The organism is Chitinophaga flava (genome assembly GCF_003308995.1).
GTDB lineage: Bacteria > Bacteroidota > Bacteroidia > Chitinophagales > Chitinophagaceae > Chitinophaga > Chitinophaga flava.
In genome coordinates, this window is record NZ_QFFJ01000001.1 from 3815041 (window position 1) to 3840093 (window position 25053).

Here is a 25053-nt window from a genome sequence, read left to right on the forward strand (position 1 = left end):
GATTACCCATGGCGAGTGCTGATGCCGCTAAAAGCTTATAGCTGCATGAAAAAAACATTACTGTTAATAATTGGAATAGCCGGTATGGCTTTCAGTGCCTGCCGTCACCCGAAACAACTGGCCCGCAATACTTTCCCGGCAACAGACACCAGCAAACTGGCCGCCCACCGGGATACTACATCGGCAGAAGAACGGAATGCCTTTGTCGAGAACATGCTGAAAGGTATCCGCAACAATAATATCAACTTCAATACTTTCTCCGGCAGGATGAAACTGGCTTTTGAAAACGAAAGTAAAAGCCATAACAACCTGACCGCCACTATCCGCATGAAAAAGGATAGCATCATCTGGGTATCTGTCGCAGCACCTATCATAGATGAGGTCATGAGAGCCGTGATAACCCCAGATAGCCTGAAGCTGTACAACCGTATGGACAAACAGGTTTTTCTCAGGAAGATGTCTGATGCGGAAGACCTGCTTAACATTCCATTTGACTTCAAAACCTTACAGGACCTGCTGATCGGTAACCCGGTATACCTGACGGATTCTGTATTTGGACTGGTAAAAACACCGGCCGTTATCTCCTTCAGCTGCGAAAATCCGAAGTTCACCAGCCTGTTCAATGTATTTGCTGATGACTACGGACTGCAGCAAAGCAAGGTGATGGACAAAGACAGCCTTAATCCCAACAGACGTTCCTGCGAACTCACCTATGGCGATTATGCAAATGTGGCCGGCCGGAAGTTCCCTACAGTGCGCCGTATCTTTGTGGAAGAGAAAAGTGTGACCAAAATAGCGCTGGACTTTACCCGCTATGATTTTGACGTACCATTAAGTTTTCCATTCAATACGCCGGCGAGCTATAAACGCATGTAACAAGATTTCCCGGCACTCTGATCTTCAATAAACTAATAAACGTTGTATATTTATCGTTTATATACTTGAACCTGGTATTTAATTGCAGTTACTTAAAATAGTCATGTTGTATTTGAAGAAGATTATCCCGTTTGTATTGATCATATGGTTGTTGCCAGCTATGCTGGTGGCCCAGAATACCGGCCAGCAGCAACAGTCGCGGGAAGAACTTGAGCGCAGGAAAAAAGAGCTGCAAAAGGAGATCGAAGAAGCAAACGAACAGCTGAAAGTTACCAAACGTTCTACCCGGGAAAGCCTGGGTCAGCTTCGTGCGCTGAGAGATAAGATCACACTTCGTACCCGCCTGATCAATAATATCAACGAGGAAATCAACTTCATCAACGGCGATATCAACGCTGCCGCACGTGATGTTAAAACACTGCAAAAAGACCTGGATACTCTGAAGGCACAATACGCACAACTGATCGTATATGCCTATAAGAACCGTTCGGCCTACGACATGATGAACTTTGTGTTTTCTGCCCAGAGTTTCAATGATGCCGTAAAACGTTTTCAATACCTGAAACAATACCGCGAATACCGCCGCCGTCAGGCAGACAATATCGTTTCTACCCAGGACCAGCTGAACAAAAAGATCCAGAGCCTGGAAAGCCAGCGTGTAAAACGTGCTGACGTACTCAAGTCTGAGCAGGAGCAAAGGTCTACGCTGGAACTGGATAAGAAAGAGAAAGACGAAGTACTCACCAAACTGAAGGGACGTGAGAAGGAACTGGTGACCGATATTAATCAACGTAACAAAGATGCGCAGAAAGTACAGGCAGCTATCCGTGCGGTAATCCGTCGTGAGATCGAAGAAGCGCGTCGTAAGGCTATGGAGGAAGAAGCTGCCCGCCGTAAAGCTGCAGAAGAGAAACGCAGAAAAGAAGAGGAAGCGCGTAGAGCCGCGTTGGCCGCTGCAGAAAAAGCAAAAGCTGATGCCGCCGCCGCTGCTGCCCACAACAATAACAATGCTACTAATACACCTGCTCCGGTAAAACCAACACCTACGCCAACGCCAACACCAGAGCCAGCAAGACCGGCACCGGTACCTGAAAAACCTGCTCCGGCCCGTACTGAAAACGTGCTGGAAGCCACTCCTGAAGCACTGGCACTGTCAGAAAGCTTTGAAGCCAACAGGGGTAAACTGCCATGGCCGGTAGATGCGGGTAATATTATCGAACATTTCGGTATACACCAGCATGCTGTTATGGAACATATCACCGTACCATCAGATGGTATCGTCATCGCTACCAACAAAGGCGGCGCAGTGAAAGCCATCTTCGAAGGTGAGGTGAAATCTGTAGTAGTAATGCCGGGCTCCGGATATGTAATTATTATCCGTCATGGACAATACTTTACTACCTATGTCCGTTTGCAGACTACCAGGGTGAAAAAAGGTGATAACGTTAGAACAGGTCAGGTAATCGGTACCGCCAGTGTGAATGATATTGAGAACACAGGTGAGGTGGAACTCCAGATCTGGAAAGGTGTTACCAAACAGAACCCGGAACAGTGGATAAGACGCAGATAGTATATCCTGCTTACTAAAACATACCTTTTTTGAGAAAGTTGATCCCGTTTTTAATGGCTTTTTGGCTGTTACCGGCATTGCTATATGCACAGCGCGGTAACAAACAATCGCGCGCGGCACTTGAGAATCGTAAACAAGAGCTGTTGAAGGAAATTCAGGAAGCTACCCGCGCCCTGCAGTCAACGCGCAAGTCCACCAAACAAAACCTGGGACTGCAAAAGGAACTACAGCAGAAAATAGAAAACCGTAATGCTCAGATCAGAAGCATTAACCAGGAAATAAACCAGATAGATGGCGATATCAGTAATACTAACGATAACGTACAAACGCTGGAGAAAGAAGTGGATTCTTTGCGTGCCCGTTATGCGCAACTGATCGTGTACGCCTATAAAACCAAACGGGAGTACGATGTACTTAATTTCCTGTTTTCGGCCACCAGTTTTAACGATGCACTCCGCCGTTACCACTACCTGCGGCAATACCGCGAAAACAGGCGCCGTCAGGCAGAAAACCTGCTGGCCACCAAAGAACAGCTGGGACAGAAACTGCAAAGCCTGGAGCAACAGCGGGCACAGAAAGCAGGCGCATTATACTCCGAACAAAAGGTAAGAGGCACACTGATCGCCGACAAAAAAGAAACAGACCAGACGATCGTTCAACTGCAGGAGCAGGAGAAACAAATACAGCAAAACCTGGAGCAAAGCAGGGCAGAAGCCCGCCAGGTAGACAAGGCCATTCAAAATGCTATCCGCCGGGAGATAGAAGAAGCCCGCAAGAGAGAGCTGGCTGCAGCGGCAGCACGTAAACGGAAGGCAGAAGCCAAACGGAAAGCACAGCTGGCTGCCCGGGAAGCTGCCCGTAAAAAGGCATTGGCAGCCGCTAAAAAAGCAGGTCATAAACCTCCTAAAATAACCGTACCTGAAAAAGACGACGACGATGACGATCCTCCTGTAAAAGAAACGCCTAAAGAAGATGTACTGGCTGCAACGCCTGAAGCATTGTCATTGTCACGTGATTTCGAAGCTAACCGCGGAAGGCTTCCCTGGCCGGTAGATGCCGGCAGGATCTCTGGCCGCTTTGGTACCAGCTCAGTAGGAAAAGTACAGGTAGAACACAATGGTATCGTGATAACAACATCCAGAGGGGCAGCTGTAAAAGCGATCTTTGATGGAGAAGTGATAATGGTATTCAGTGTTCCGGGCGCAGGATATATGGTTACCCTGCGCCACGGAAAGTATTTTACCAACTATGTAAGGCTGGTGGATGTGCGTGTTAAAAAAGGCATGGCAGTAAAACGTGGCCACGTGTTGGGAGCAGCTGCCGGCAGTGCTGTAGCCAGCAATGGTGAAATAGAATTACAGATTTACCGTAATATGGTGCTGCAGAACCCCGAACGGTGGATACGCCATCGTTAATGCAACTGTGCCTGCTGCAGTGCCTGTTGCTGTAACACCTGCTCGTACAATGCCTCGTACTGCGGGATAATGTTGTCGATATGAAAACGCAGTGCCTGTGTCAATGCTCCCTTGCGGACTTTAGCCAGCAGTTCATCATCCTGCAGTAGTTTTAATGCATTGGCAGCCATACCGTCTACATCTCCAACATCACTCATATAACCGGTCTGACCTGGAATATTGATTTCCGGAAGACCGCCGGCGTTGGAGGAAATAACTGGTACCTGGGCAGCCATCGCTTCGAGGGCAGCCAGACCAAAACTTTCATAGTCAGATGGCAACAGGAAGAGGTCGCTGATCGACATTACATCTTCCAACTGTTCCTGTTTACCCACAAATCTTACATCTTCACAAATACCCAGGTCACGGCAAAGGCATTCGATGGAGGGTCTGTCGGGTCCATCTCCCACCAGCAGTAATTTGGCAGGTATCTTTTCTCTCACTTTAGCAAAAACCTTTACTACATCTGGCACCCTTTTTACCTTACGGAAATTGGACACATGGAGTAATATCTTTTCGCCATTGGGAGCGATGGCATTGCGGAAATGAGGCATCTCGCGGCGACGGAAGCGTTGTGTGTCCACAAAGTTGTAGATCACTGAGATGTCTTTTTCTATCTGGAAATACTTGTAGGTCTCGTCCCGGAGGTTTTCAGACACGGCTGTGATGGCATCAGACTCGTTGATAGAGAAAGTTACCACCGGCGCGTAGGTCTTGTCTTTACCTACCAGTGTAATATCGGTACCGTGAAGTGTGGTGATAAATGGCACCACCCTGCCTTGTTTGCTGACGATCTGTTTGGCCATATATGCCGTGGAGGCGTGTGGGATCGCATAGTGCACGTGGAGCAGGTCCAGTTTCTGATTAAGGATTACATCCACCATGGTGCTGCTGAGGGCAGATTCATAAGGCGGAAAATCGAAGAGAGGATAGGTAGGGACCTGTACCTCGTGGTAATATATGTTGGCGTGAAATGCATTGAGCCTTACCGGTTGCTGGTACGTAATAAAATGTACCATGTGGCCTTTGTCTGCCAGGGCCTTGCCCAGCTCGGTTGCCAATACTCCACTACCACCGTATGTAGGATAACATACAATTCCTATACGCATGATCTTTTTTTTAACGAACGGAAAGCGATGAGTAAAAAGGCCCTGTTGTAAATGTGTGCCAGCGGCCAGATTACTTCGTATACGAAGGTAACGCTGAATTTTCAATTAGCGGAGGCCCGAAAACCATTTATTTGTTATTTGTAAGAACACTGCCAATTAATTAGTTTTATTGCAAAATACAGCCGCTTATATGAGAAAACACCTTTTGCCAATCGCGCTTACCTGCCTCCTGCCGGTAGTGAGCATGGCGCAACAACAGGATTCCCTTGTTTTAAGACAGATGGCCGATGAAGTACTGAGAAATAGTACTGCTTATGAAAACCTCCGTACACTGACCAAAACCGTTGGTGGCAGGCTGGCGGGTTCCCCTCAGATGGCCAAGGCAGAGCAATGGGGTGTGAAAGCCCTGAAAGCTGCCGGAGCAGACACCGTGTACCTGCAGGAATGTATGGTGCCCCACTGGGTAAGAGGTGAAAAGGAAGAAGCTCGTATCGTATCCAAGCTCCGCGATTTTGTACCACCGCTGAATATACTGGCCCTCGGTAATTCAGTAGGTACAGGCAAGGCCGGCCTTACCGCTCCGGTACTGGAAGTAGCTTCCTTTGAAGACCTGGAAGCCAAAAAAGACCAGGTGAAAGGAAAGATCGTTTTTTATAACTACCATTTTAAACCAGAGTTCGTCAAGACTTTTCTCTCTTATCGTGACGCAGTTATATACAGAGGACAGGGCGCCAGCAGGGCCGCGAAATACGGTGCCGTGGCGATAATCCTGCGTTCCATGACACATGGCGCCTATAACTTCCCTCATACCGGCGGCATGTCTTATGACAGTGCCTACCCTAAAATCCCGGCAGTTGCCATCGGATTACAGGATGCAGACCGCCTGAGCAGCCGGCTTAAAAAAGATAATTCTGCCCAGGTATACCTGCGCACCAATTGTCAGATGCTGAAGGATACCATCGGGCACAACGTGATCGGGGAAATCCGCGGTAGCAAATATCCGGATCAGTTTATCACCGTTGGCGGCCACCTCGATTCCTGGGACGTTAACGAAGGCGCACATGATGACGGCGCCGGTTGTGTACAGTCTATTGAAGCTCTACGCACTTTCAAAGCAATGGGCCTCAAACCTGCACGTACCATACGTGTAGTGCTGTTTGCCAACGAAGAAAACGGTACCCGCGGTGGTAGAAAATATGCCCAGCTGGCCAAACAAAGAAATGAACAGCATGTTTTTGCACTGGAAAGCGATGCCGGCGGTTTCGCGCCCCGTGGTTTTACCTCCACCATGCCAGCTGATAAAAAAGCAAAGCTGCTGAGCTGGAAGCCACTGCTGGAGCCTTATGGCTTCTATGACCTGGATGGCGAAGGTGGTGGTGCCGATATTGGCCATCTGCATCAGGCCCTCGGCACACCGATGGCCGAACTTTATCCGGATACACAACGTTATTTTGATGTTCATCATGCTGCCAATGATGTGTTTGAAGCTGTCAATAAACGTGAACTGGAATTGGGTGCCATGGGTATGGCCGGCCTGATTTATCTGGTAGATCTTTATTTTTGATCATAATCACTACTAAACTATACACATGGGCCGGTTTATTTTTATTATTGTCTCTATCATTATCCTGGTACTGGGCGGCATTGTCTTTTACAAATTTTACTTTGTATTCGGTAAAGGAGTAAAGGCGGGAGAGCTCAACTATTTTGTAGAGAAAGGCTATATCTTCAAAACCTATGAAGGTAAATTGATTCAGTCAGGCTATAAAGGCCGTGCAGCCGGAACAATCCAATCCAACGAATTTCAGTTTTCTGTGGCAGATGAGCGGATTGCCCAACAGCTGATGATGGCCAGCGGTAAAACGGTGGAGCTGCATTACAAGGAATACCTGGGCGCATTGCCCTGGCGTGGTTACAGCCCGTTTATTGTAGACAGTGTGATCAGCGTGAGAGAACCGATCAGCAGGGACCTGCCATAAATAATGAATGACTATAAAAGACGAAGCCCTAAGCATCCTGCTTAGGGCTTCGTCTTTTATGTAATTAGCTTCGTTATGCGGGGACAGCGTAGAGTAAAAATATTGCTGGCCGTTTATGCAGGTCCGGCAAGGCTTTTCGCCATTCCCGGATGGTTTTTGTTTTGATATATTCTGCCGGGCCGGTGATATCAGCGGCAATACACAGCCGGGTATGGTCTTTACAGTGGTCCAGAATGTCCTTCAGCAGCAGGTTGTTGCGGTAAGGTGTTTCTATAAACAACTGGGTTTGTTTTTTTCTTTCAGATTCGTCTTCCAGTTGCCGTAATGCTTTTCCTCTTTCGGGCCCTTTGATAGGCAGATAGCCGGTAAACTGGAAGTTCTGGCCATTCATACCAGAGGCCATCAGGGCCAGCAGGATGGAGTTGGGTCCTACCATGGGTATTACCCGGGCATCGATACTGTGGGCGGCCTGTACTACGAGATGACCAGGATCTGCGATGGCGGGGCATCCGGCTTCACTAAGGATACCGATATCTGTACCGGCCAGCAACAGCTTTTTGGCCAGAGCCACATCCGGTGGCTGGTTTTCGTGCATGGGCAACAGCTGCAGTTCATCAATATTGATATTTCTATCCAGCGCTTTGAGATAACGGCGGGCAGTCCGCTCGTTTTCTACATAAAATACACGCAGTTCCTGCGCAATGGTAGTGATATAGGAAGGAATGCTGAACAGGGCGTCAGCGCTCAACACAGTCGGAATCAGGTACACTTTGCCTGTAGCACTCATTATATCAGTTTTTTATGTTGTAAATCTATGGTGGCTGCAATGACAGCATAAGACGGGGCCAGCATCCAGCCTAATACTGGTACCAGCATAAATATATAGAACACCATCCCGTTGCCCAGGGCCATACCCCGGTGCTGGCGGATAAACTGAATGCTCTGTGCCATACTCAGCTTGTGACGTTCACAGCTGTAGTCCATCATAGAGAAACCATAAAAATAAGCTTCTATGAAAAAGCCTATCATGGGCGTGATCCAGCCAACAACAGGAATAAACGAAACCACCAGCAGAACAAGAATAGCGGCAGTCTGGTATACGATATTACGGAATGACATCCGGATGCCCCGCCAGATATCCTGCCCCAGTTGTTTCCAGCTGAAGGGGAACTCACGGTATTCCAGGATCGCTTCTGTTTTTTCAGAGAGGTACGAAAAAACGGGGGAGGCTACTATCAGGAACAGGTATTTGAAATAGGAGAAATACCAGAATACAAATATGATCCGCACCGAAAATGCTACGAGGATAAAAAGAAAACTTACCCAGCTGCTTTCCAGGTCCTGTACCCATTCTGTGATGTGCAGCAGTCGGGTTAGATATTCCACAAAATCGCCGGAATATCCCCAAACAAAATAGAATCCCGTAAAGAACAATAAGCAGTATATAATGCCGGGTATCAGAATCCACTTCCACAACTTATGCTGCATAATGAACTGGTGGGCCTTTCCATATGCTTGAATAGCCGACAATACCTCTCTGAATGAAAACAACGCCTGAATGTTTTTTTAGTGACAGAAAATATTTATCCCGAATGATTGAAGGATGAACGAAACTAAGGCAAAAATATTTTACTCCGGCCTGTATTTATGGAATTAATTGATTTTGCTGCATTCATGATAAAAAAAAACCGTGCAGCAATGCCACACGGTTGTGATATATTGATAAGTGACAGAGCTGATTAGAAACGCGGACAAAGCGTTTTGTATTTGTTGTTCTCGTTTCTGGTATGGATATAAATCAGGGATATCTCCAGACCGCCGCGGGCGTTGGATGCAGGGCGCAGGCTAGATACGTTGGTATCATAGGTAAGCCCTACCTGGAAGCCTTTGAATTGCATGCCTACATAAGGGATGATCGCATCTTTCAGACGATACCAGCTACCCAGGAAAAGGGTAGTGGGGTTGTCGTCCACATCATCGAGTGTGAAACCATAGGCGCCGCCAAAAGTGAATTCTGAAGCGGTGCTTTGTTTCATGTAAAGAATGCTGGTATGGAAACGGTCTTTCCCGTTAACCGGTACAGAACCACCACCATGGATGGTCCAGCGGTAGCTGAGACGGTTCTGGGTTTCGGCCATGAAAGATTCTACCGGCTGGGTGATATGGTAATAGGAAGCACCCAGGTAGATGTTGGATGATTCTCCGATCAAACCATTATATAAAATCCCGATGTTGGGATCGAAGTAGGATATTTTAGGATTTACCAGTGTTTCGTTGCTGGGAATCAATGGATTGTAGCCATTGTTATCCATCTGGTTTTCGAACTGGAGTTTGGTGTTGTCTATCCGTTTTTGTACCAGGGTACCTTGCAAGCCGATGGCAATGGTATGGTTGCCTTCCGGATCGAGACCTTTATGATAAGCCGTGCTGGCGGATAGATAGGTCGAAGTGAGTGCTCCGCCGCCACTTCTGTCGTATACCGCCATCAGCCCTACTCCCCAGATATCTGTATAGGAAATCACGTTTTTCAGGATGCCGAAGTCTATTGCAGCGGTACCAGTCACAAAGGGCGTAGAGATGCTGCGCCATTGGGAGCGGTAGTTGCCGGATAAACGATAATCACCTGAAAATAAACCTGTAAAGGCCGGATTGAGCGTAAGCGGAGAAGCAAAAAACTGAGAAAAGTGCGGATCCTGGGCCCGCAAAGAATTAATACATAAGAATATGGTCAAGAATAGTAAAGCTCTTTTCATATGATAAGCTTAAAAGCATAGGGTTTATGCAGTCGGGTGAAGGTACAGTAATTAAATCATATTTCAAATTAAATCCATGTGTAAAAATATTAATAATGGAATAATGCCTGATCTATTAAATAAAATTACGGATTTGGATATTTAGATGGTAGTGGAAATTCGTGTTACATCTACTACCATTAAACATCCAAATCCGTATGCTGTAAGAGGAAGATCCTTTTATTTAACGTCCATTCCGGATTATTGTTGCAATTTATTTCCGAAGGCCAGATCACCGGCATCACCGAGGCCCGGTACAATATAGCCTTTGGCGGTCAGTTCATCATCAATGTCACCAGCCCAGATAGTGATATTGGCTTTGCAGTTACGGATCACATACTCGATACCTACTGTGCAGGCGATAGCCACTACAAGGTGAATGTGACTGGGTTTACCGATAGCTTCCAGATGTTCGATGGTTTTTACCAGCGATGCGCCGGTAGCCAGCATCGGATCAGACAGGATCAGCACCTGGCCTTCAATGGAAGGGCTGCTCACATATTCAAGGCTGATATCAAAAGAGCCGTCACGATTATGTTTACGATAAGCCGAAATGAAGGCATGGTCTGCCTTGTCAAAATAATGCAGCAAACCCTGATGGAGCGCCAGTCCGGCCCTAAGGATGGTAGCCAGTACCGGTTGTTCTTTTAATACCCGGCAGTTAGCAATACCCATAGGCGTGGTCACTTCCTTCTCCACATATTCCAGCGTCTTACTGATTTCGTAGGCGGCTACTTCACCCACCCTTTCCATATTGCGACGGAAACGCATACGGTCCTGCTGAACTTCCGCATTTCTGATCTCGCTTAGCCATTCTCCAACCAGCGAATTTGTTTCACTTAAATTGATTATCATATTTCTGCTTCCCTTTGAGCCGGCAAATTACCGAAAATTCACGGAAACCTATTCCTGCTCCTTGCTAAGCAAACTGGCTTTTTTCACCAGCTGAACAAACTCTGCCCGGTAACCCTCGGTGTCGCTGCCTTTGGCGCTGGCAGCCAGTTTCATCACCTCGTTATAAGTAGCTGTGCCTTTAAAGGCGGAATTACGCAGCAGTTGCCCGAAAGATGCTGCAGCAGCGGCCATCCGGAAATCTTCCGGCGCCTCTTCCACATGCTGCCGGCTATAAGGCAGTATCTGCTGCATGAGTCGGCTTTTATCTTCCTGTGGCCTTTTGTAACGAAGCTTCACGGTCAGCACTTCTGGTTTGTTACCCATTATTGTGGTATGCTGGTATTTGAGTGGATCTACCCAATTTACTTTACCTTCCTGATCTTTGCCCGCTACGGGAATGATCTCATAAAGAGCTGTGACTGTGTGGCCTACGCCCATATCACCGGCATCTTTTTTATCATTGTTGAAATCTTCATTCTGCAACATACGGTTTTCATAGCCTACTAACCGGTACGACTGCACGAAAGCAGGGTTAAATTCAATCTGCAGCTTCACATCTTTTGCAATGGTAAACAAGGTGCCGCCAAATTCGGTCACAAAGGTGCGGCGTGCTTCTTCAAAATTATCGATGTAGGCATAGTTGCCATTGCCCTTGTCAGCCAGCAGTTCCAGCTTGTTGTCTTTATAGTTGCCCATGCCAAAGCCCAGTACGGAAAGGAAGATACCCTGCTGTCTTTCTTTTTCTATGATGCGTTGCAGCTCCCCATCGCTGGAAGGACCTACGTTGAAATCACCATCTGTGGCCAGTATTACCCGATTGTTGCTGTTGGCATGTCGGTTTTCAGCGGCTATTTTATAGGCCAGTTGAATACCTTCTCCGCCGGCCGTAGAGCCGCCTGCCTGTAGGGATTCCAATGCTTCGAGTATTTTCTTTTTATCCTGACCACTGGTAGAAGGGAGTACCACACCAGCAGCGCCGGCATATACAACGATAGCTACTTTGTCCTGCGGCCGCAACTGTTGTACCAGTGCAGCAAAGGCACGTTTCACCAATGGCAGTTTATTGTCTTCATCCATTGATCCGGACACATCCAGCAGGAATACCAGGTTGGATGGAGGCAGCTCCCTGGCGTCTACCTGCTTGCCTTTCAGGGCTATGCGTACCAGCTGATGGCTGGTATTCCAGGGACAGATGGACATATCAGTATAGATAGATACCGGATCATTGTTGACAGGAGCTTTGTAGTGATAATCAAAATAGTTGATCATCTCTTCCACCCGTACAGCATCTGCCGGAGGCATCTGTCCCTGGTTGAGAAAGCGGCGGACATTACTATAGGAAGCCCTGTCCACATCGATGCTGAAAGTGCTTAGGGGCTGTTCGGTTACAGCATGAAAGATATTTTCATTGATAGGGCTGTAGTCTTCTGTATTAAAATTACCCTGGGGAGCGGGATAGGCCATTTTGACGGAATTGGTCATGCGTCGCTTGTAATAATGCTGTGTGGCGGCCACTCCGGCCACACGGCCTGCCAGTGGTGTGGGGCTGGCAGGTTCCATCATAATAGCCTTATCATCGCGGCTTACCATCACTTCCTGCTCTGGTTTTGGGGTAACCTGAAGGGGCTGCATTTTAAATGTCACAGTGTTTTGTGTGGCTGTAATATTCATCACAGCGTTTTTGTAACTGGCGGCGATCGCCTCCAGGATAAGCGCACCGGCAGGGGCTTTCAGACTGAAATGTCCTTTGGTATCGGTGGCGGCCATATAATCGGTGCCTTGTACCCGTACCACCGCATTAGGGATAGCGGTATTGTTATCGTTGCGTAACACGTTGCCGGTAATCACGCGCAGCTGGCCAGCAGCCTGTAAGACCAGCAGGCAGTTCAGCAGGAGTAAGGAAAGATATTTCTGCATAATGTTGGAATTTTCTGCTCACATGATGTCGGGTCAGATCTGTTTTCCATAAACCCAATAAAAAAAATTACCGACAGGGAAATCCTACCTTTGCCAAAATTTTAGTTGATGGTATATAACGTAATAGGTACCATGTCCGGTAGTTCGCTGGATGGACTGGATATTGTTTTCGCCGAGCTGACGGAGATCAGGGGGCAATGGTCTTATGTTATCAAGGCATCTGAAAGCCTGCCTTACGAACCGGAATGGGTAGAGAAACTGGCGTCGGCCACTACACTTCCTGCCAGGGAATACCTGCTGTTGCATACTGCCTATGGGCATTACACCGGAAAGCGTATTCTGTCTTTTATCGAGAAGAATGAACTGGATCATAAAGTACATTTTATCGCCTCACATGGCCATACCACTTTTCATATACCAGGTAGTAAAATGACGGCTCAACTGGGCGATGGCGCAGCTATTACAGCGGTGACCGGCTTGCCGGTGATCACCGACCTGCGCGCAGTAGACGTAGCAATGGGTGGTCAGGGTGCTCCGATTGTACCAATAGGCGAAAAATATCTGTTGGGTGGTTATCAGTTCTGGCTCAACCTGGGCGGTATTGCCAATATTTCTGCTCAGCTGCCGGAAGGTTTTGTGGCATTCGATGTTTGCCCGGCCAACCGTGTGCTCAATGAGCTGGCAGCCATGCTCAACAAACCTTATGATGAAGGTGGTGCGCTGGCAGCCGGCGGCGTAACAGACGCGGCGTTGATGGAACAGCTGAATGCATTGTCTTATTATCAGCAGCCATCGCCTAAATCACTGGCGAATGAGTTTGGCACTGATACTGTGTTGCCGATGATCAACGCACTGCGTATATCCGTACAGGGTAAACTGCGCACGTATACAGAACATATCGCCGTGCAGATCGCGAAAGCGGTGGAAACGCTGAAGGCCAAAATGCCGGAAGGCCCTGCCCAACTGCTGGTTACCGGCGGTGGTGCCTTTAATACTTTTCTGGTAGAGAATATTCGTCAACAACTGGCCCCGCTGGGTGTTGAAGTAGTTGTGCCCGATGAGCAGACAGTGGCGTTTAAGGAAGCTTTGATCATGGCGCTGATCGGAACATTAAGATGGAGACAGGAAGTGAATGTGTTGTCTTCCGTGACAGGTGCAGAGCGAGATACCATCAATGGTGCGCTGTGGATCAGTCATTAAACAGGTAGAAATTTCTCTGAAATATAAAGCCCCCGGAAGTACAGTACTTTCGGGGGCTTTTTATGTAGATACGAATATTATTATGCAGCATCTACTGGTGTAAATGCAAACTGATCTCCGTCAAACAGGCCGAGGTCGCTGAGTTTCAGATGAGGGATTACCAGCAGGGCCATAAATGACAACGTCATATAGGGAGAGGCCAGCGTAGACCCCTGTCGTTTAGCTGCCTGGTCAAACCAGCTGTACTGGTCAGCAATCGTGTAGCCATCGAGGTTACTCATGAGGCCAGCAACCGGTAAGGGTAGTGCTTTAGCACCTTCGGGGCCGGCAATACTGATGCCTCCGCGGTGGCGGATAACTTCATTGACGGCAGCGCAGATGCTGTCATCGTCGATACCTGCAGCAATGATATTGTGACTGTCGTGTGCTACGGAAGAGGCTATAGCACCCTGTTTCAGACCGAAGCCCCGGATAAAGGCGGTGGCTACGGGAGCTTCGCGGTAGCGGTTTACTACTACCAGCTTGATCACATCCTGCGCGGTATCGGTCATAATTAGTCCGTTAACTACCGGCAGTGCTGCCTGGAGGGCGTTGGTGATCAGCTGTCCGTCCAGGGCTTCTATGACTTTTACTTTTGCCGTAGAGCCGTTGCCGTTAGCAGGTGTTTTAAAGTCAGCAGGTGTTTTGCTGTTGCAGACAAAATTGTTGACAGGCGTGGAAGACACCGGGCTGATCAGTGTTTTACCATTTTCAGCAACCTTCTGACCGTTGATATAGGTAGCAAGGATATTAAAATCCCGGAGGTTGTCAGTAATAATAAAATCGGCAGGATCATTTTCACGTAGTAGCCCGTTGTCGAGTTTATAGTGCAGTACCGGGTTTACGCAGGCTGCGCGTAGTACTTTGAAGAGGTCAATACCGTGTGAGAGGGCTCGTTTGACCAGCAGGTTGATATGGCCTTCCACCAGGTTATCGGGGTGTTTATCATCGCTGCAGAACATGATTTTTTCCGGATAGTCGTGCAGTAGCGGGATAAGTGCCTCGAAATTTTTGGCAGCGCTGCCTTCGCGGATCAGCACATGCATACCGTATTGTAGTTTTTCACGTCCTTCTTCCAGGGTGAAACATTCGTGATCGGTGCTGATGCCTGCATTGATGTAGGCTTTGGCTGCTTCGCCGGTGAGCCCCGGTGCATGGCCGTCTACCGGTTTACCATATTTATGGGCCGCTGCTATTTTGGCCATTACTTCCGGGTCTTTATGGAGTACACCCGGGAAGTTCATCATTTCTGTGAGGTATTTGATATCGTCGCGTTGCAGCAGCTGATCTATATCGTGTACGCTTACTGTGGCGCCGGCTGTTTCGAAAGTGGTGGCAGGCACGCAGGAGGGCGCCCCGAAATTAAATTTAAAAGGTACCTGTTTCCCATTGTCCAGCATAAACTGTACGCCTTCCACGCCCATTACATTGGCGATCTCGTGAGGATCGCTAACGGTGGATACGGTGCCATGTACAACTGCCAGCCGCGCAAATTCGGAAGGAATGAGCATAGAACTTTCTACGTGTACATGCGCATCGGTAAAGCCGGGCAGTATGTAATTCGGGTATTCGTTACTGTTACGAACGATTTGCTGTATACGTCCATCTGCAATGTGCAGTGTGGCCGGATAAATTTCCTGTTGCAGAATATCTACAAGGTTGCCGGAGATCTGGTATGTATTCATGCCGTAAAGCTAAGGAATAGCCGGCATTTTCGGCAGGAATGAAAAGGAGGGTACGTTTTTTGGTAACCATTGATCATTCAAAAAAATACAAACGATAGTTATGAAATATGTAAAGGTTTTTTCGCTGGCAGCAGGGATGTTGATGAGTAGTATGGCAATGCAGGCACAAACCCTGACAGAGGTGTTGGATCATTATACCGAGGCCATGGGTGGGGCTTCCAGGTTGAAAGCCCTCAAAACGCAGTATATGGAAGGGGAGATGATGCTGGAGGCGCAGGGCCTGAAGGTGCCGATCAGAAAATGGGTGAAGCAGGGAGAAGCCATGCGGGTAGAGTTTGATGTGAAGGATACTAAAAATATACAGGTGCTGAGAAAAGATGCCGGCTGGCAGTATATGCCGGTGACAGGCAAACAGGAAGTGGAGGAAATTGAGCCGGTAGTGCGCAAACTGATGCTGCCGCAGCTGGATGTAACCGGTGAGTTGTTTGATATTGCAGCAAAGGGCAAACAGGTGGAATTGCTCGGCAAAGATACGCTGGACGGAGCGCCGGTATACAAGCTGAAAGTGACGACAGCAGAAGGTATTGCAGGGTTTGCCTATCTGGATGCCACGAGTTTTTATCTGGTGAAGGCTACCAATGAAATTGATATCCAGGGCCGGAAGGCGGAGCTGGTAACGCGTTTGTCGGATTACCGCAAAACTGTGGATGGATATGTTTATCCGGGTATGACCGAACAGTCACCGGTAGGGGCAAAGATACGGGTCAATCATCTGGAGGTGAATCGGCCGGTAGCTGATTCACTGTTTGAGAAGCCGGCGGTGAAATAACATGGCAGCCGGGGTAGAGATGCCCCGGCAGTATTTTTTATTTGTACAACTTCATCATTTCTTTGGCTTCTTCAGCCACTTTATCGGCCAGATGTTGCGGCTGCAACACTTTTACCTGGGCACCATAGCTGAGCAGTGTCATGGTGAGTTCGGGATTAATAACCACATTGAGGGAGATGCGGCACTCCTTGCTGTTGTCTGCCAGCACTTGCTGGGAGGCATGTATGGGTTGTGATTTGATATATTTTCCCTGTTTGGGAGAGAAGGACAACACCACATTTTCCGGTTCTCCATCATGTACGGTGATGCCAATGGCATGTTTGAAATAGCTGGCATCATCGAAGTTTTTTTCATCAAAATGCTTCATAGTAGGCCATAGCGCCACCACTCTGTCGAGTGCGAAGGTGACAACAGCGCCGCCACGGGTCTGCTGGCTTTTGCCGATCAGGTAAAAGCGGTGCTGGTATTCCCGGAGATGGTAGGGTTCTACCCAGTGTTCCTTGGGTTCGTTGCGATCGAAGCTCTGGTAGGCGATGCGGATCACCTCCAGGTTTTTGATGGCGTCTACTATTTCAGGGATATATTCAGCGCCTTTGTATTGGGAGGCGCGTGCAAATTTGATCAGGCCTTTATGTTGCAGGGCTTCCCTGTTCATTTTCAGGCTGGTGGCTATTTTGAGGATAGCGTCTTCAAACTGCTGTACTACGGGCAGGCTGCGGAATTGTTCGAGTATGCCGATAGCGATTTCCAGGCCCTGGAGATCTGCTTCTTCAATGGGAATGTTACTGATAGAGAAGGATTCATCGTCATAACGGTAGGTGCGGCTGCTACGGTCGTATACGATGGGCGCCATATAGTTGAGTTCAGGATCCTGGCGCATATCCTGTATATCTTTCTGAATGGTGCGGGTGGAGATGGCAGCATCCATTTTTTCAGATACGTACTCAATCAGGTTATCAAGAGTGGGTTTTGGCAGCCTTTTATTGCGCAAACGCTCATCTATCCAGCGATAGCGCGAAACTGCGTCCTTGTTTTTTGGCACAAGAATTAATTTTTTGTGCTTAAAAATAAGCAATTCCGGGCTTTAGGGGGGTAGCAGGGAAAAAATTTCATAGGATGTTGTCACTACGCAAATCCCTTGCGTGCAGAGCCGGTAGTTTTGTATCGTTATCAAAAAGCTGACAGTTATGAGTCAAACACATACAACAGCAACTATGCAAATGCAGGCCGTTTCAATAGGCCAGATCATTATGGACGATTCCAACTATCTGACATTATGGGGTCATGTGCAGCAGGATGGCGTGTGGTATCCTTGTGATCTTGTAACTACTTATGAAGTAATGAATACAATGTTAAGGTACAGCCATGAAAAAAATGATGCGGTACAAATGACCATTGTAAAGAAGTTGGAAGATATGCGTCACATCCCGGAAATCATTGATCTGGAAACAGAACTGGGCAATGCCGTGGTGTTTGATAACATGATTTTTTATCTGAGCAGGCCCGAACACCATGAATGGGAAATCTGTGCGGAAGATGCCTGTTATTTCATCCAGAAGGTAGTGGCTATGCCGGTGGTACCTCCACCTCCTCCGGCTCGTGCGGACCTGACTGAAAAAATGGAGCAGTGCTTGCAAACACTGCGCAACAATTATGACCTGTACCTCGGATTTATTGAAATAGAATTGGAAGATGAAGCAGCCCGAATAAAAGCCGGCCTGGCCGATGATCTCAGCTTTAGCATGGCCTACTATGCCTGGCAGTTACAATCTTCTCATCCATGATGATTTGAAACCCCATATCATCCAAACGTTTGTAAAACCTCTTGTCCATTGTCCCTTAACCCTTGAAATCCAGATAGTTTGTTAACCACTTTTTTAAAATCCCGATTGAATCCTGTTTGTTTGCCCGTTTGTTAACCCCAATAACCCTATTTTACCATTTAACCCCATAGATGCAAAAATGAAAGCAACCTGCATCTTTATTGAAAAAACCATTGCCGGGAGAAGTCAGGTAAAACGCATTCCAAAAGAGTGCCTCCGGTATAAAGACATTCATTCCTCAGTGATTGTCTGATAGCCCGGCCTCAGTCCGGAAAGTGTGCCTGGTCCCTCAAACATGTATCTGACGTGCTCTTCGGGAAAATATTCCCGAAGAGCCGGAGGAGGCAAAAGAAAAAGCAGCAAAACCTGTTCATCTGTTCGTTGTCCCTGAAAAAACACAGCAGGAGAGCTTTCATAAAAAAAAGCGTCCAAAATGAGAAAAAGTTCCTTTAAAGTCTATAATTTTTGTAGGAAAATGCTATTTTTGGACAAGTAAATTCTGAAATTATGAGTTTAAGACTGGGCGATACTGCTCCCAATTTCAAAGCTAAGACCACAATAGGGGAAATTGATTTTTACGACTACCTCGGTGATAGCTGGGGCGTATTATTTTCCCACCCTGCAGACTTTACACCGGTTTGTACAACAGAACTGGGTAAAACAGCGCTTTTAAATGGCGAGTTTGCCAAAAGAAACGTTAAAGTGCTGGCACTCAGCGTAGATCCTCTGGATAAACATATGAGCTGGATAGGAGATATTAATGAAACGCAACATTGTGACGTAACTTTTCCTATTATTGCAGATGAAGACAAGACAGTGGCCAACCTCTACGGTATGATCCACCCAAATGCTTCAGAAACATTTACTGTAAGGTCCCTTTTTATTATCGGTCCTGACAAAAAAGTAAAACTGACAATTACTTATCCTGCCTCTACCGGAAGGAACTTTAATGAAGTTTTACGTGTTATCGACTCCCTGCAGCTGACTGCTAAATACAGTGTAGCAACACCGGCAGACTGGAAAGATGGAGAAGATGTGATTGTTACGGCGGCAGTGCCCACCGCAGAAATTCCGGAACGTTTTCCGAAAGGCCATAAAATCATTAAGCCTTATCTGAGAACAACACCACAGCCTAACAAATAAAAAATGAATTCAACAGAGCCGATTTACTATCAACCAGGTAGCGGCTTTTTATTATAAGAGTTTTTAATGGTTGGTTTTTGATTTTTACGAAGCGGGGATTTTTCCCCGTTTTTTTTTGCCCATAAAAAAGCCCGCCGGCATGATGCCAACGGGCCAGTATTAAACCAGACACTATATCTTAACTCCGGTGTTTTCTCAGCTGGTTCAGCACCGCACTGATATCTTTCGGGAGTGGAGCTTCTATCGTATATTCTTTACCGGATGGATCTTTAAACACCAGCATGGCTGCATGTAAAGCCAGTCTGCTCAGCAGTGGACGTTCTTCCTCTGTATGTTTGCCCAGTTTGAATTTTTTCTTGATAGCGGACAACAATACCGGCTCCGGACTGCCATACAATTCATCTACGGCAATAGGATGTCCCAGATGTTTCATATGTACCCTGATCTGGTGGGTACGGCCTGTGTGGATCTGCCATTTCACCAGACTGTAAAGACCAAATGTTTCCAACACCTCATAGTCAGTCAAAGATGCTTTCCCCTTGCGGTTGGTAACCATTTTGCCTTTCTGTACCGGATGCTCCATGATGCCTTCGCTGATAGAGCCTTTTGCTGGCGTAGGCTCTCCATGTACCAGTCCCATGTAATATTTCTGTACATCCCTGCTTTCAAACAGCTGGGAGAAATATTTGTGGGCGGCCTCATTTCGGGCAAACAGGATAATACCGCTGGTATCGCGGTCCAGACGGTGTACGGTGAATATTTCCCCATATGCCTTTTTCATGACGGCAATCAGGGAAGTGAGTTCGTTGTCGTGCCTGTCGGGCAGTGTTAGCATGCCGGATGGCTTGTTAACGACTACAAAATCAGGTGTTTCCAGTAAAATATGCTCTTCTAATCGCACCAGTAGTTATTTTTTAAAATGTTTCAGCAGGATCACTTCTTTTTCGTTGAGATAGCGCCACTGGCCACGATTCAGTGTCTTTTTGGTCAGTCCGGCGTACATCACACGGTCCAGCTTTTCTACTGAATAGGAAAGGTGCTCGAAAATACGGCGTACGATACGGTTTTTACCGCTGTGGATCTCGATACCGATCTGCTTTTTATCCTTCGGATCTACATATCCCAGTGCATCCACGTAGGCAACACCATCTTCCAGGGTGAGGCCTTCCACGATCTTTTCGAAATCGGCTTTGGTAAGTGGTTTGTCCAGTTCTACCTGGTAGATCTTTTTGATATTATGTTTTGGATGAGCCAGTGTTTGCGCCAGTTCACCGTCGTTGGTGAGCAGCAGCAGCCCTGAGGTGTTGCGGTCCAGGCGGCCAACGGGATATACCCTTTCATCACCGGCAGCGTCCTGGATCAGGTCCATCACAGTTTTACGTCCTTCCGGATCGTCGGTGGTGGTGATAAAGCCTTTGGGCTTGTTTAAAAGGATGTACACCAGATTTTTGGTCAGGTTGATCTTTTTGTCGGAGAGTGTCACCACATCAGCGCCGGTTACTTTGGTAGCGGGTTCTGTGATGGTTTGTCCGTTGACGGTCACCTTACCTTCCTTGATGAAGTCTACCGCTTTTCTGCGGGAACAGAGCCCACAGTGCGCGATGTATTTATTTAACGGCATTTCGCCCGGCGCGAAAGTGCTTTCTTTGGGTTCCTTACTGGTTTTGGAGAAGTCACGGCTGCTTTTGCCAGTAGTTTTGGTGGCTACACGTCTTTCCTTTTTGTCGGTAAAACGATCGTTAACACGGTCAAAGAACTTTTTACGGTTAAAGCCGCTGGGTGTTTCTTTATGGCGTGCGCCGGTGTCTTCGCTGGCATCTCTGTGGAAAGAGCTTTCCTCTTTACGGGAGTAGTTGTCAGCAGGTTTTTTTCCAAAAGTCTTTTTGTCACCGTAAGTCCGTTTACGGGGAGTGGCAGATTCATCTGCGGTATTGTCTTCTCTGAAGCTTTTGCGGACAGGTTTTTTACCGTCGCCGAAAGAGCGTTTGTGAGAAGGGGTTTTGTCTTCCGCTTCGAAGCCGGAAGTACGTTTGCGGAACGTAGGTTTAGCATCGTCGTTGTCTTTGCTGAAGCTGCGTTTGCGTTGTGGTTTGTCTTCCGCTTCGAAGCCGGAAGTACGTTTGCGGAATGCAGGTTTAGCATCGTCGTTGTCTTTGCTGAAGCTGCGTTTGCGCTGTGGTTTGTCTTCGCCATCGAAGGAACGTTTGCGGAAGTCGCTGGTGTTACCTTCTTTGTCACTGCCGTAGATACGTTTACGGAAAGTGGGCTTTCCCTCACCGGTATTATCTTTTGCAGATGCTCTTCCAGGTCTTTCACCATCAAAGGAGGAGCGGTTGCGATTGCCTGCTGCCGGTTTACCGGTGCTGTCCGTTTTTCTTCCTTTAAAAGGAGCGGGACCCTTCTTAGCAGGTTGTTTCTTCTTCATAAATTATTATTAATTGATGGTCATGCTGGCATGACCCATAGAAATTTTTATTGTTCTGATTAACCTTTGTTGGCCAGTTGTCCGCAAGCGGCATCGATATCTTTACCACGGCTCCGGCGTAATCTTGCATTCACACGATGTTTGCCGAGATATTCCATAAACTCCTCAGCGGTCTGTGAGTCTGGTTTCTGGAAACGGGCATTATCAATGGGATTGTATTCGATAATGTTCACCAGGTCAGCAGGTACCTGACGGTAGATTTTAATCAGATCGTCGGCATCCTGTTTGGAATCATTGAAGTCCTTGAAAAGGATATATTCAAATGATATCTCGTTTTGTGTGGCTTTATAAAAGTAGTTCAGGGCATCAATCAGTTCCTTCAGACTGTTGGAATCGTTGATGGGCATGATTTCACTGCGCTTTTTATCGTTGGCGGCGTGTAAAGACAGGGCCAGGTTAAAACGAACTTTATCATCGCCCAGCTGGCGGATCATTTTAGCGACGCCTGCTGTGGAAACAGTGATCCGTTTGGGTGACATACCTAAACCATCAGGAGCGGTGATCCTTTCGATGGCGTGCAGTACGTTTTTATAGTTGAGCAGGGGTTCTCCCATGCCCATAAACACGATGTTAGTGAGTTTTTTCCCGTTATGCTCCAGGGCTTGCTGATTGATCAGGGCCACCTCGTCATATATTTCGTCGTAATCCAGGTTACGTTTGCGATCCATATAACCGGTAGCACAAAACTTACAGCTGAGGCTGCAGCCCACCTGTGAAGACACGCAGGCAGTCTGCCGGGTGTCGGTAGGGATGAGTACCCCTTCTACGAGGTGGTTGTCGTGTAAACGGAAACGGCTTTTAATAGTACCATCGTTGCTATGCTGAGTAGCATCCACTTTCACGGCAGGGAGGGTAAAGTTCTCCTCCAGCTTTTGACGCAGGTCTTTTGACAGGTTGGTCATAGCCTCAAAGCTACCTGCATGACGGAGCCAGATCCACTCGTACACCTGTTTGGCACGAAAGGCCTTTTCACCAATAGACCCGAAATATTCCTGTAATGCTGGGAGGCTTAAATGCCGGATATTTTTTTTGTCAGACTTCATTATTGACTGTTATATGAGCAAATGGCTGCCTTACGGCAGTCGGAAAGCATCTGCAAAGATATATAAAATAGCTGTTAGCCCCGTTGGGTTTACCATAATTGGTTACTAAATTATTCAAAATAAATAAGTTAGATAGGGTTTTAGTGGGTAGTTCAGACCACTAACAGCTGGTTGAGTCAGCCTATATCTGTCCGGGAATGACGGCTGCGTCAGGTAAATTGGAGCGTTCGGGCATCCTCATTTCTGCGGACCCTGCCTGAAGGGAAAAAGAGTTTATATTGCAAGTAAACCAATTGATCAACATGCAAGTTGCCTACATTGTAGATGCGGTACGTACACCTATAGGCCGGTATGGCGGTGTGCTGAGCACTGTTCGTCCGGATGATATGCTGGCCCATGTGCTGAAAGCACTGATGAGCCGTAATCCTTCTGTAGATCCGGCCGCCATTGAAGACGTAATTGCCGGTGCAGCCAACCAGGCCGGGGAAGACAATCGTAATGTGGCCCGTATGTCCGCTTTGCTGGCAGGACTGCCCGTAACGGTGGCAGGCAATACCGTAAACCGTTTATGTGCTTCCGGTATGCAGGCCATTATGGATGCTGCCCGGGCTGTAATGTGTGGAGAAGGAGAGGTGTACCTGGCTGGTGGCGTGGAAAGCATGACCCGTGCGCCTTTTGTAATGGGTAAGGCAGACGGGCCTTTCAGCCGTAAGTCGGAGATGTTCGATACCACCCTTGGCTGGCGTTTTACAAATAAAGCCCTGGCCGACCTCTATCATCCTTATTCCATGGGAGAAACGGCCGAAAATGTAGCACGGCAATGGAAGATAGGAAGGGAGGAACAGGACCTGTTTGCCCTGAACAGTCAGCAGCGCTATGCAGCAGCACAACAGGCTGGCCGCTGGAATGATGAAATCATACCGGTTACCATTACGCTCAACAAAGAAGAGCAGGTGATTTCCAGGGATGAGCACCCACGGGAGACAACCCTGGAGAAGCTGGCATCGTTGCGCCCGGCTTTCGCCAAAGATGGTTCGGTGACGGCAGGTAATTCCTCCGGTATCAATGATGGCGCGGCTGCCGTGATGATTGTTTCTGAGAAAGCGCTGCAAAGATTTAACCTGAAGCCGCTGGCGATGGTGCGTGCTATCGGAGTGGCAGGCGTAGACCCTTCCATCATGGGTGTAGGTCCTATACCTGCTACCAGGAAGGCATTGCAAAGGGCAGGCCTCACAATAGATCAGTTACACCTGGCCGAATTCAACGAAGCTTTTGCGGTACAGGTGCTGGCATGTATGCGTGATCTGTCTGTTAATCCTGATATAGTGAATGTAAACGGTGGTGCTATTGCGATAGGACACCCGCTGGGCTGTAGTGGAGCACGTATTACCGCTACCTTGCTACATGAGATGAAACGCCGTCCGGAAGCACGGTATGGCCTTGCTACTATGTGTATTGGCGTAGGGCAGGGGGCTGCGATGGTTTTTGAAAAATGCTGAGGACTGACCTAAAAATAACGAGCGGTCGGACATTACATCCGGCCGCCCGCTGCTGGCAAGCAAAAAAAAGGGTCGTTCATAGACAAATTTGCTTCTCCGTCATCATCTTCCGGAGATTGATCAGGCCATACCGCATACGACCCAAGGCGGTATTGATGCTCACTTGCGTGAGATCTGCAATTTCTTTAAAGCTGAGTTCTGCGTAATGTCGGAGGATAATGACTTCACGTTGTTCTTCCGGTAACATATCCAGCATAATCCGGACACGGTCGTGGCTCTGGCGGGTAATGATTTTATCTTCTACACAGGCATCGCTGAATCCCAGCACATCGAATATATCTTTATCGTCGCCGGTTTTGATCATCGGCGTCCGTTTTATTTTTCTAAAGTGGTCTACACACAGGTTGTGCGCAATACGCATGGCCCAAGGTAAAAACTTCCCTTTCTCCGTATAACGTTCAGCCCTGATAGTGTCGATGATTTTGATGAAAGTATCCTGGAAAATATCTTCCGCCAGAAAGGAATCCTTCACAAGCAATAAGATAGAAGTGTACACCTTGTCTTTATGACGGTGAACCAATTCCTCCAATGCTGAAGTGTGTCCTTTCTTAAAAAGGGTAATCAACTGCTCGTCGCACAATTTGTACATTATTTGCATAAACTTCTACAACTAGAACGGGTTAGTAAATAAATACTGACTTTACAGCCTGTTGGTT

Annotated in this window: 22 protein-coding genes; 10 read left to right on the forward strand and 12 right to left on the reverse strand. The window is 47.6% G+C overall.

Going from position 1 to position 25053, the window contains the following annotated elements:
* The first annotated feature begins 45 nt into the window (after positions 1–45).
* From DF182_RS15500 to DF182_RS15510, 3 genes are all read left to right on the forward strand, one after another.
* Positions 46–876, forward strand: coding sequence for a DUF4292 domain-containing protein (locus DF182_RS15500; protein WP_161964152.1), 831 nt, complete (start codon positions 46–48; stop codon positions 874–876).
* Positions 877–988: 112 nt separating this feature from the next.
* Positions 989–2446 (forward strand): murein hydrolase activator EnvC family protein, encoded by a 1458-nt coding sequence (locus DF182_RS15505; RefSeq protein WP_161964153.1) that lies wholly within the window; start codon positions 989–991, stop codon positions 2444–2446.
* 29 nt (positions 2447–2475) lie between these two features.
* Positions 2476–3861 (forward strand): murein hydrolase activator EnvC family protein, encoded by a 1386-nt coding sequence (locus DF182_RS15510; RefSeq protein ID WP_147243446.1) that lies wholly within the window; start codon positions 2476–2478, stop codon positions 3859–3861.
* On the opposite strand, the gene bshA is transcribed toward DF182_RS15510, so the two are convergent.
* Complete coding sequence (gene bshA / locus DF182_RS15515; protein WP_113616485.1) at positions 3858–5009, reverse strand: N-acetyl-alpha-D-glucosaminyl L-malate synthase BshA; 1152 nt, start codon at positions 5007–5009, stop codon at positions 3858–3860. The two genes, DF182_RS15510 and bshA, sit on opposite strands and share 4 nt — an antisense overlap.
* A 190-nt stretch (positions 5010–5199) precedes the next feature.
* Here bshA and DF182_RS15520 point away from each other — a divergent pair, with 190 nt between their 5' ends.
* A complete protein-coding gene (locus DF182_RS15520) occupies positions 5200–6573 on the forward strand; it encodes a M20/M25/M40 family metallo-hydrolase (RefSeq protein WP_113616486.1) in 1374 nt (457 codons plus the stop codon).
* A 25-nt stretch (positions 6574–6598) separates the two neighbouring features.
* Positions 6599–6988 carry a hypothetical protein gene (locus DF182_RS15525; RefSeq protein WP_113616487.1) on the forward strand — a complete coding sequence of 130 codons (390 nt, stop codon included), beginning with the start codon at positions 6599–6601 and terminating at the stop codon, positions 6986–6988.
* A gap of 73 nt (positions 6989–7061) precedes the next feature.
* On the opposite strand, the gene DF182_RS15530 is transcribed toward DF182_RS15525, so the two are convergent.
* The 5 genes from DF182_RS15530 to DF182_RS15550 all read right to left on the reverse strand — a co-directional run bounded on the left by DF182_RS15530 (position 7062) and on the right by DF182_RS15550 (position 12591).
* Positions 7062–7775 carry an SAM-dependent methyltransferase gene (locus tag DF182_RS15530; protein ID WP_113616488.1) on the reverse strand — a complete coding sequence of 238 codons (714 nt, stop codon included), beginning with the start codon at positions 7773–7775 and terminating at the stop codon, positions 7062–7064.
* Positions 7775–8539, reverse strand: a complete 765-nt coding sequence (locus DF182_RS15535; protein WP_113616489.1) for an EI24 domain-containing protein — start codon at positions 8537–8539, stop codon at positions 7775–7777. The genes DF182_RS15530 and DF182_RS15535 overlap by 1 nt, the downstream gene beginning before the upstream one ends.
* Positions 8540–8727: 188 nt before the next feature.
* Positions 8728–9741 (reverse strand): PorP/SprF family type IX secretion system membrane protein, encoded by a 1014-nt coding sequence (locus tag DF182_RS15540; protein WP_113616490.1) that lies wholly within the window; start codon positions 9739–9741, stop codon positions 8728–8730.
* 240 nt (positions 9742–9981) lie between these two features.
* Complete coding sequence (upp, locus tag DF182_RS15545; RefSeq protein ID WP_113616491.1) at positions 9982–10635, reverse strand: uracil phosphoribosyltransferase; 654 nt, start codon at positions 10633–10635, stop codon at positions 9982–9984.
* Positions 10636–10683: 48 nt separating this feature from the next.
* Entirely contained in the window at positions 10684–12591 is a 1908-nt protein-coding gene (locus DF182_RS15550) for a YfbK domain-containing protein (RefSeq protein ID WP_113616492.1), read from the reverse strand.
* A 108-nt stretch (positions 12592–12699) separates the two neighbouring features.
* On the opposite strand from DF182_RS15550, the gene DF182_RS15555 reads away from it, so the two are divergent.
* Positions 12700–13791: an anhydro-N-acetylmuramic acid kinase gene (locus DF182_RS15555; protein WP_113616493.1), complete on the forward strand. Its 1092-nt coding sequence runs from the start codon at positions 12700–12702 to the stop codon at positions 13789–13791.
* Positions 13792–13871: 80 nt separating this feature from the next.
* Here DF182_RS15555 and ade read toward each other — a convergent pair whose 3' ends face one another.
* On the reverse strand, positions 13872–15515 hold the full coding sequence (gene ade, locus DF182_RS15560; RefSeq protein WP_113616494.1) for an adenine deaminase: 1644 nt from the start codon (positions 15513–15515) through the stop codon (positions 13872–13874).
* A 100-nt stretch (positions 15516–15615) separates the two neighbouring features.
* Here ade and DF182_RS15565 point away from each other — a divergent pair, with 100 nt between their 5' ends.
* Positions 15616–16344, forward strand: a complete 729-nt coding sequence (locus DF182_RS15565; protein WP_113616495.1) for a hypothetical protein — start codon at positions 15616–15618, stop codon at positions 16342–16344.
* 37 nt (positions 16345–16381) lie between these two features.
* Here the strand turns inward: DF182_RS15565 and DF182_RS15570 are convergent, their stop codons facing one another.
* The gene (locus tag DF182_RS15570) at positions 16382–17386 is read right to left on the reverse strand and encodes a helix-turn-helix transcriptional regulator (protein WP_113616496.1); all 1005 of its coding nucleotides are present in this window, start codon (positions 17384–17386) and stop codon (positions 16382–16384) included.
* A 145-nt stretch (positions 17387–17531) separates the two neighbouring features.
* Here DF182_RS15570 and DF182_RS15575 point away from each other — a divergent pair, with 145 nt between their 5' ends.
* The gene (locus DF182_RS15575) at positions 17532–18128 is read left to right on the forward strand and encodes a hypothetical protein (RefSeq protein ID WP_113616497.1); all 597 of its coding nucleotides are present in this window, start codon (positions 17532–17534) and stop codon (positions 18126–18128) included.
* Positions 18129–18674: 546 nt separating this feature from the next.
* A complete protein-coding gene (locus DF182_RS15585; RefSeq protein ID WP_113616501.1) occupies positions 18675–19310 on the forward strand; it encodes a peroxiredoxin in 636 nt (211 codons plus the stop codon).
* 178 nt (positions 19311–19488) lie between these two features.
* Here the strand turns inward: DF182_RS15585 and DF182_RS15590 are convergent, their stop codons facing one another.
* From DF182_RS15590 to rlmN, 3 genes are read right to left on the reverse strand one after another with little or no spacing between them, the layout of a single operon-like run.
* Complete coding sequence (locus DF182_RS15590) at positions 19489–20211, reverse strand: RluA family pseudouridine synthase (protein WP_113616502.1); 723 nt, start codon at positions 20209–20211, stop codon at positions 19489–19491.
* A gap of 6 nt (positions 20212–20217) precedes the next feature.
* Entirely contained in the window at positions 20218–21735 is a 1518-nt protein-coding gene (locus DF182_RS15595) for a pseudouridine synthase (protein ID WP_113616504.1), read from the reverse strand.
* Between the two features lie 59 nt (positions 21736–21794).
* Positions 21795–22838, reverse strand: coding sequence for a 23S rRNA (adenine(2503)-C(2))-methyltransferase RlmN (rlmN, locus tag DF182_RS15600; RefSeq protein ID WP_113616506.1), 1044 nt, complete (start codon positions 22836–22838; stop codon positions 21795–21797).
* Between the two features lie 302 nt (positions 22839–23140).
* Here rlmN and DF182_RS15605 point away from each other — a divergent pair, with 302 nt between their 5' ends.
* Entirely contained in the window at positions 23141–24337 is a 1197-nt protein-coding gene (locus DF182_RS15605; protein WP_113616508.1) for a thiolase family protein, read from the forward strand.
* A 76-nt stretch (positions 24338–24413) separates the two neighbouring features.
* Here the strand turns inward: DF182_RS15605 and DF182_RS15610 are convergent, their stop codons facing one another.
* The gene (locus DF182_RS15610) at positions 24414–24986 is read right to left on the reverse strand and encodes an RNA polymerase sigma factor (RefSeq protein WP_113616510.1); all 573 of its coding nucleotides are present in this window, start codon (positions 24984–24986) and stop codon (positions 24414–24416) included.
* Positions 24987–25053 lie beyond the last annotated feature (67 nt).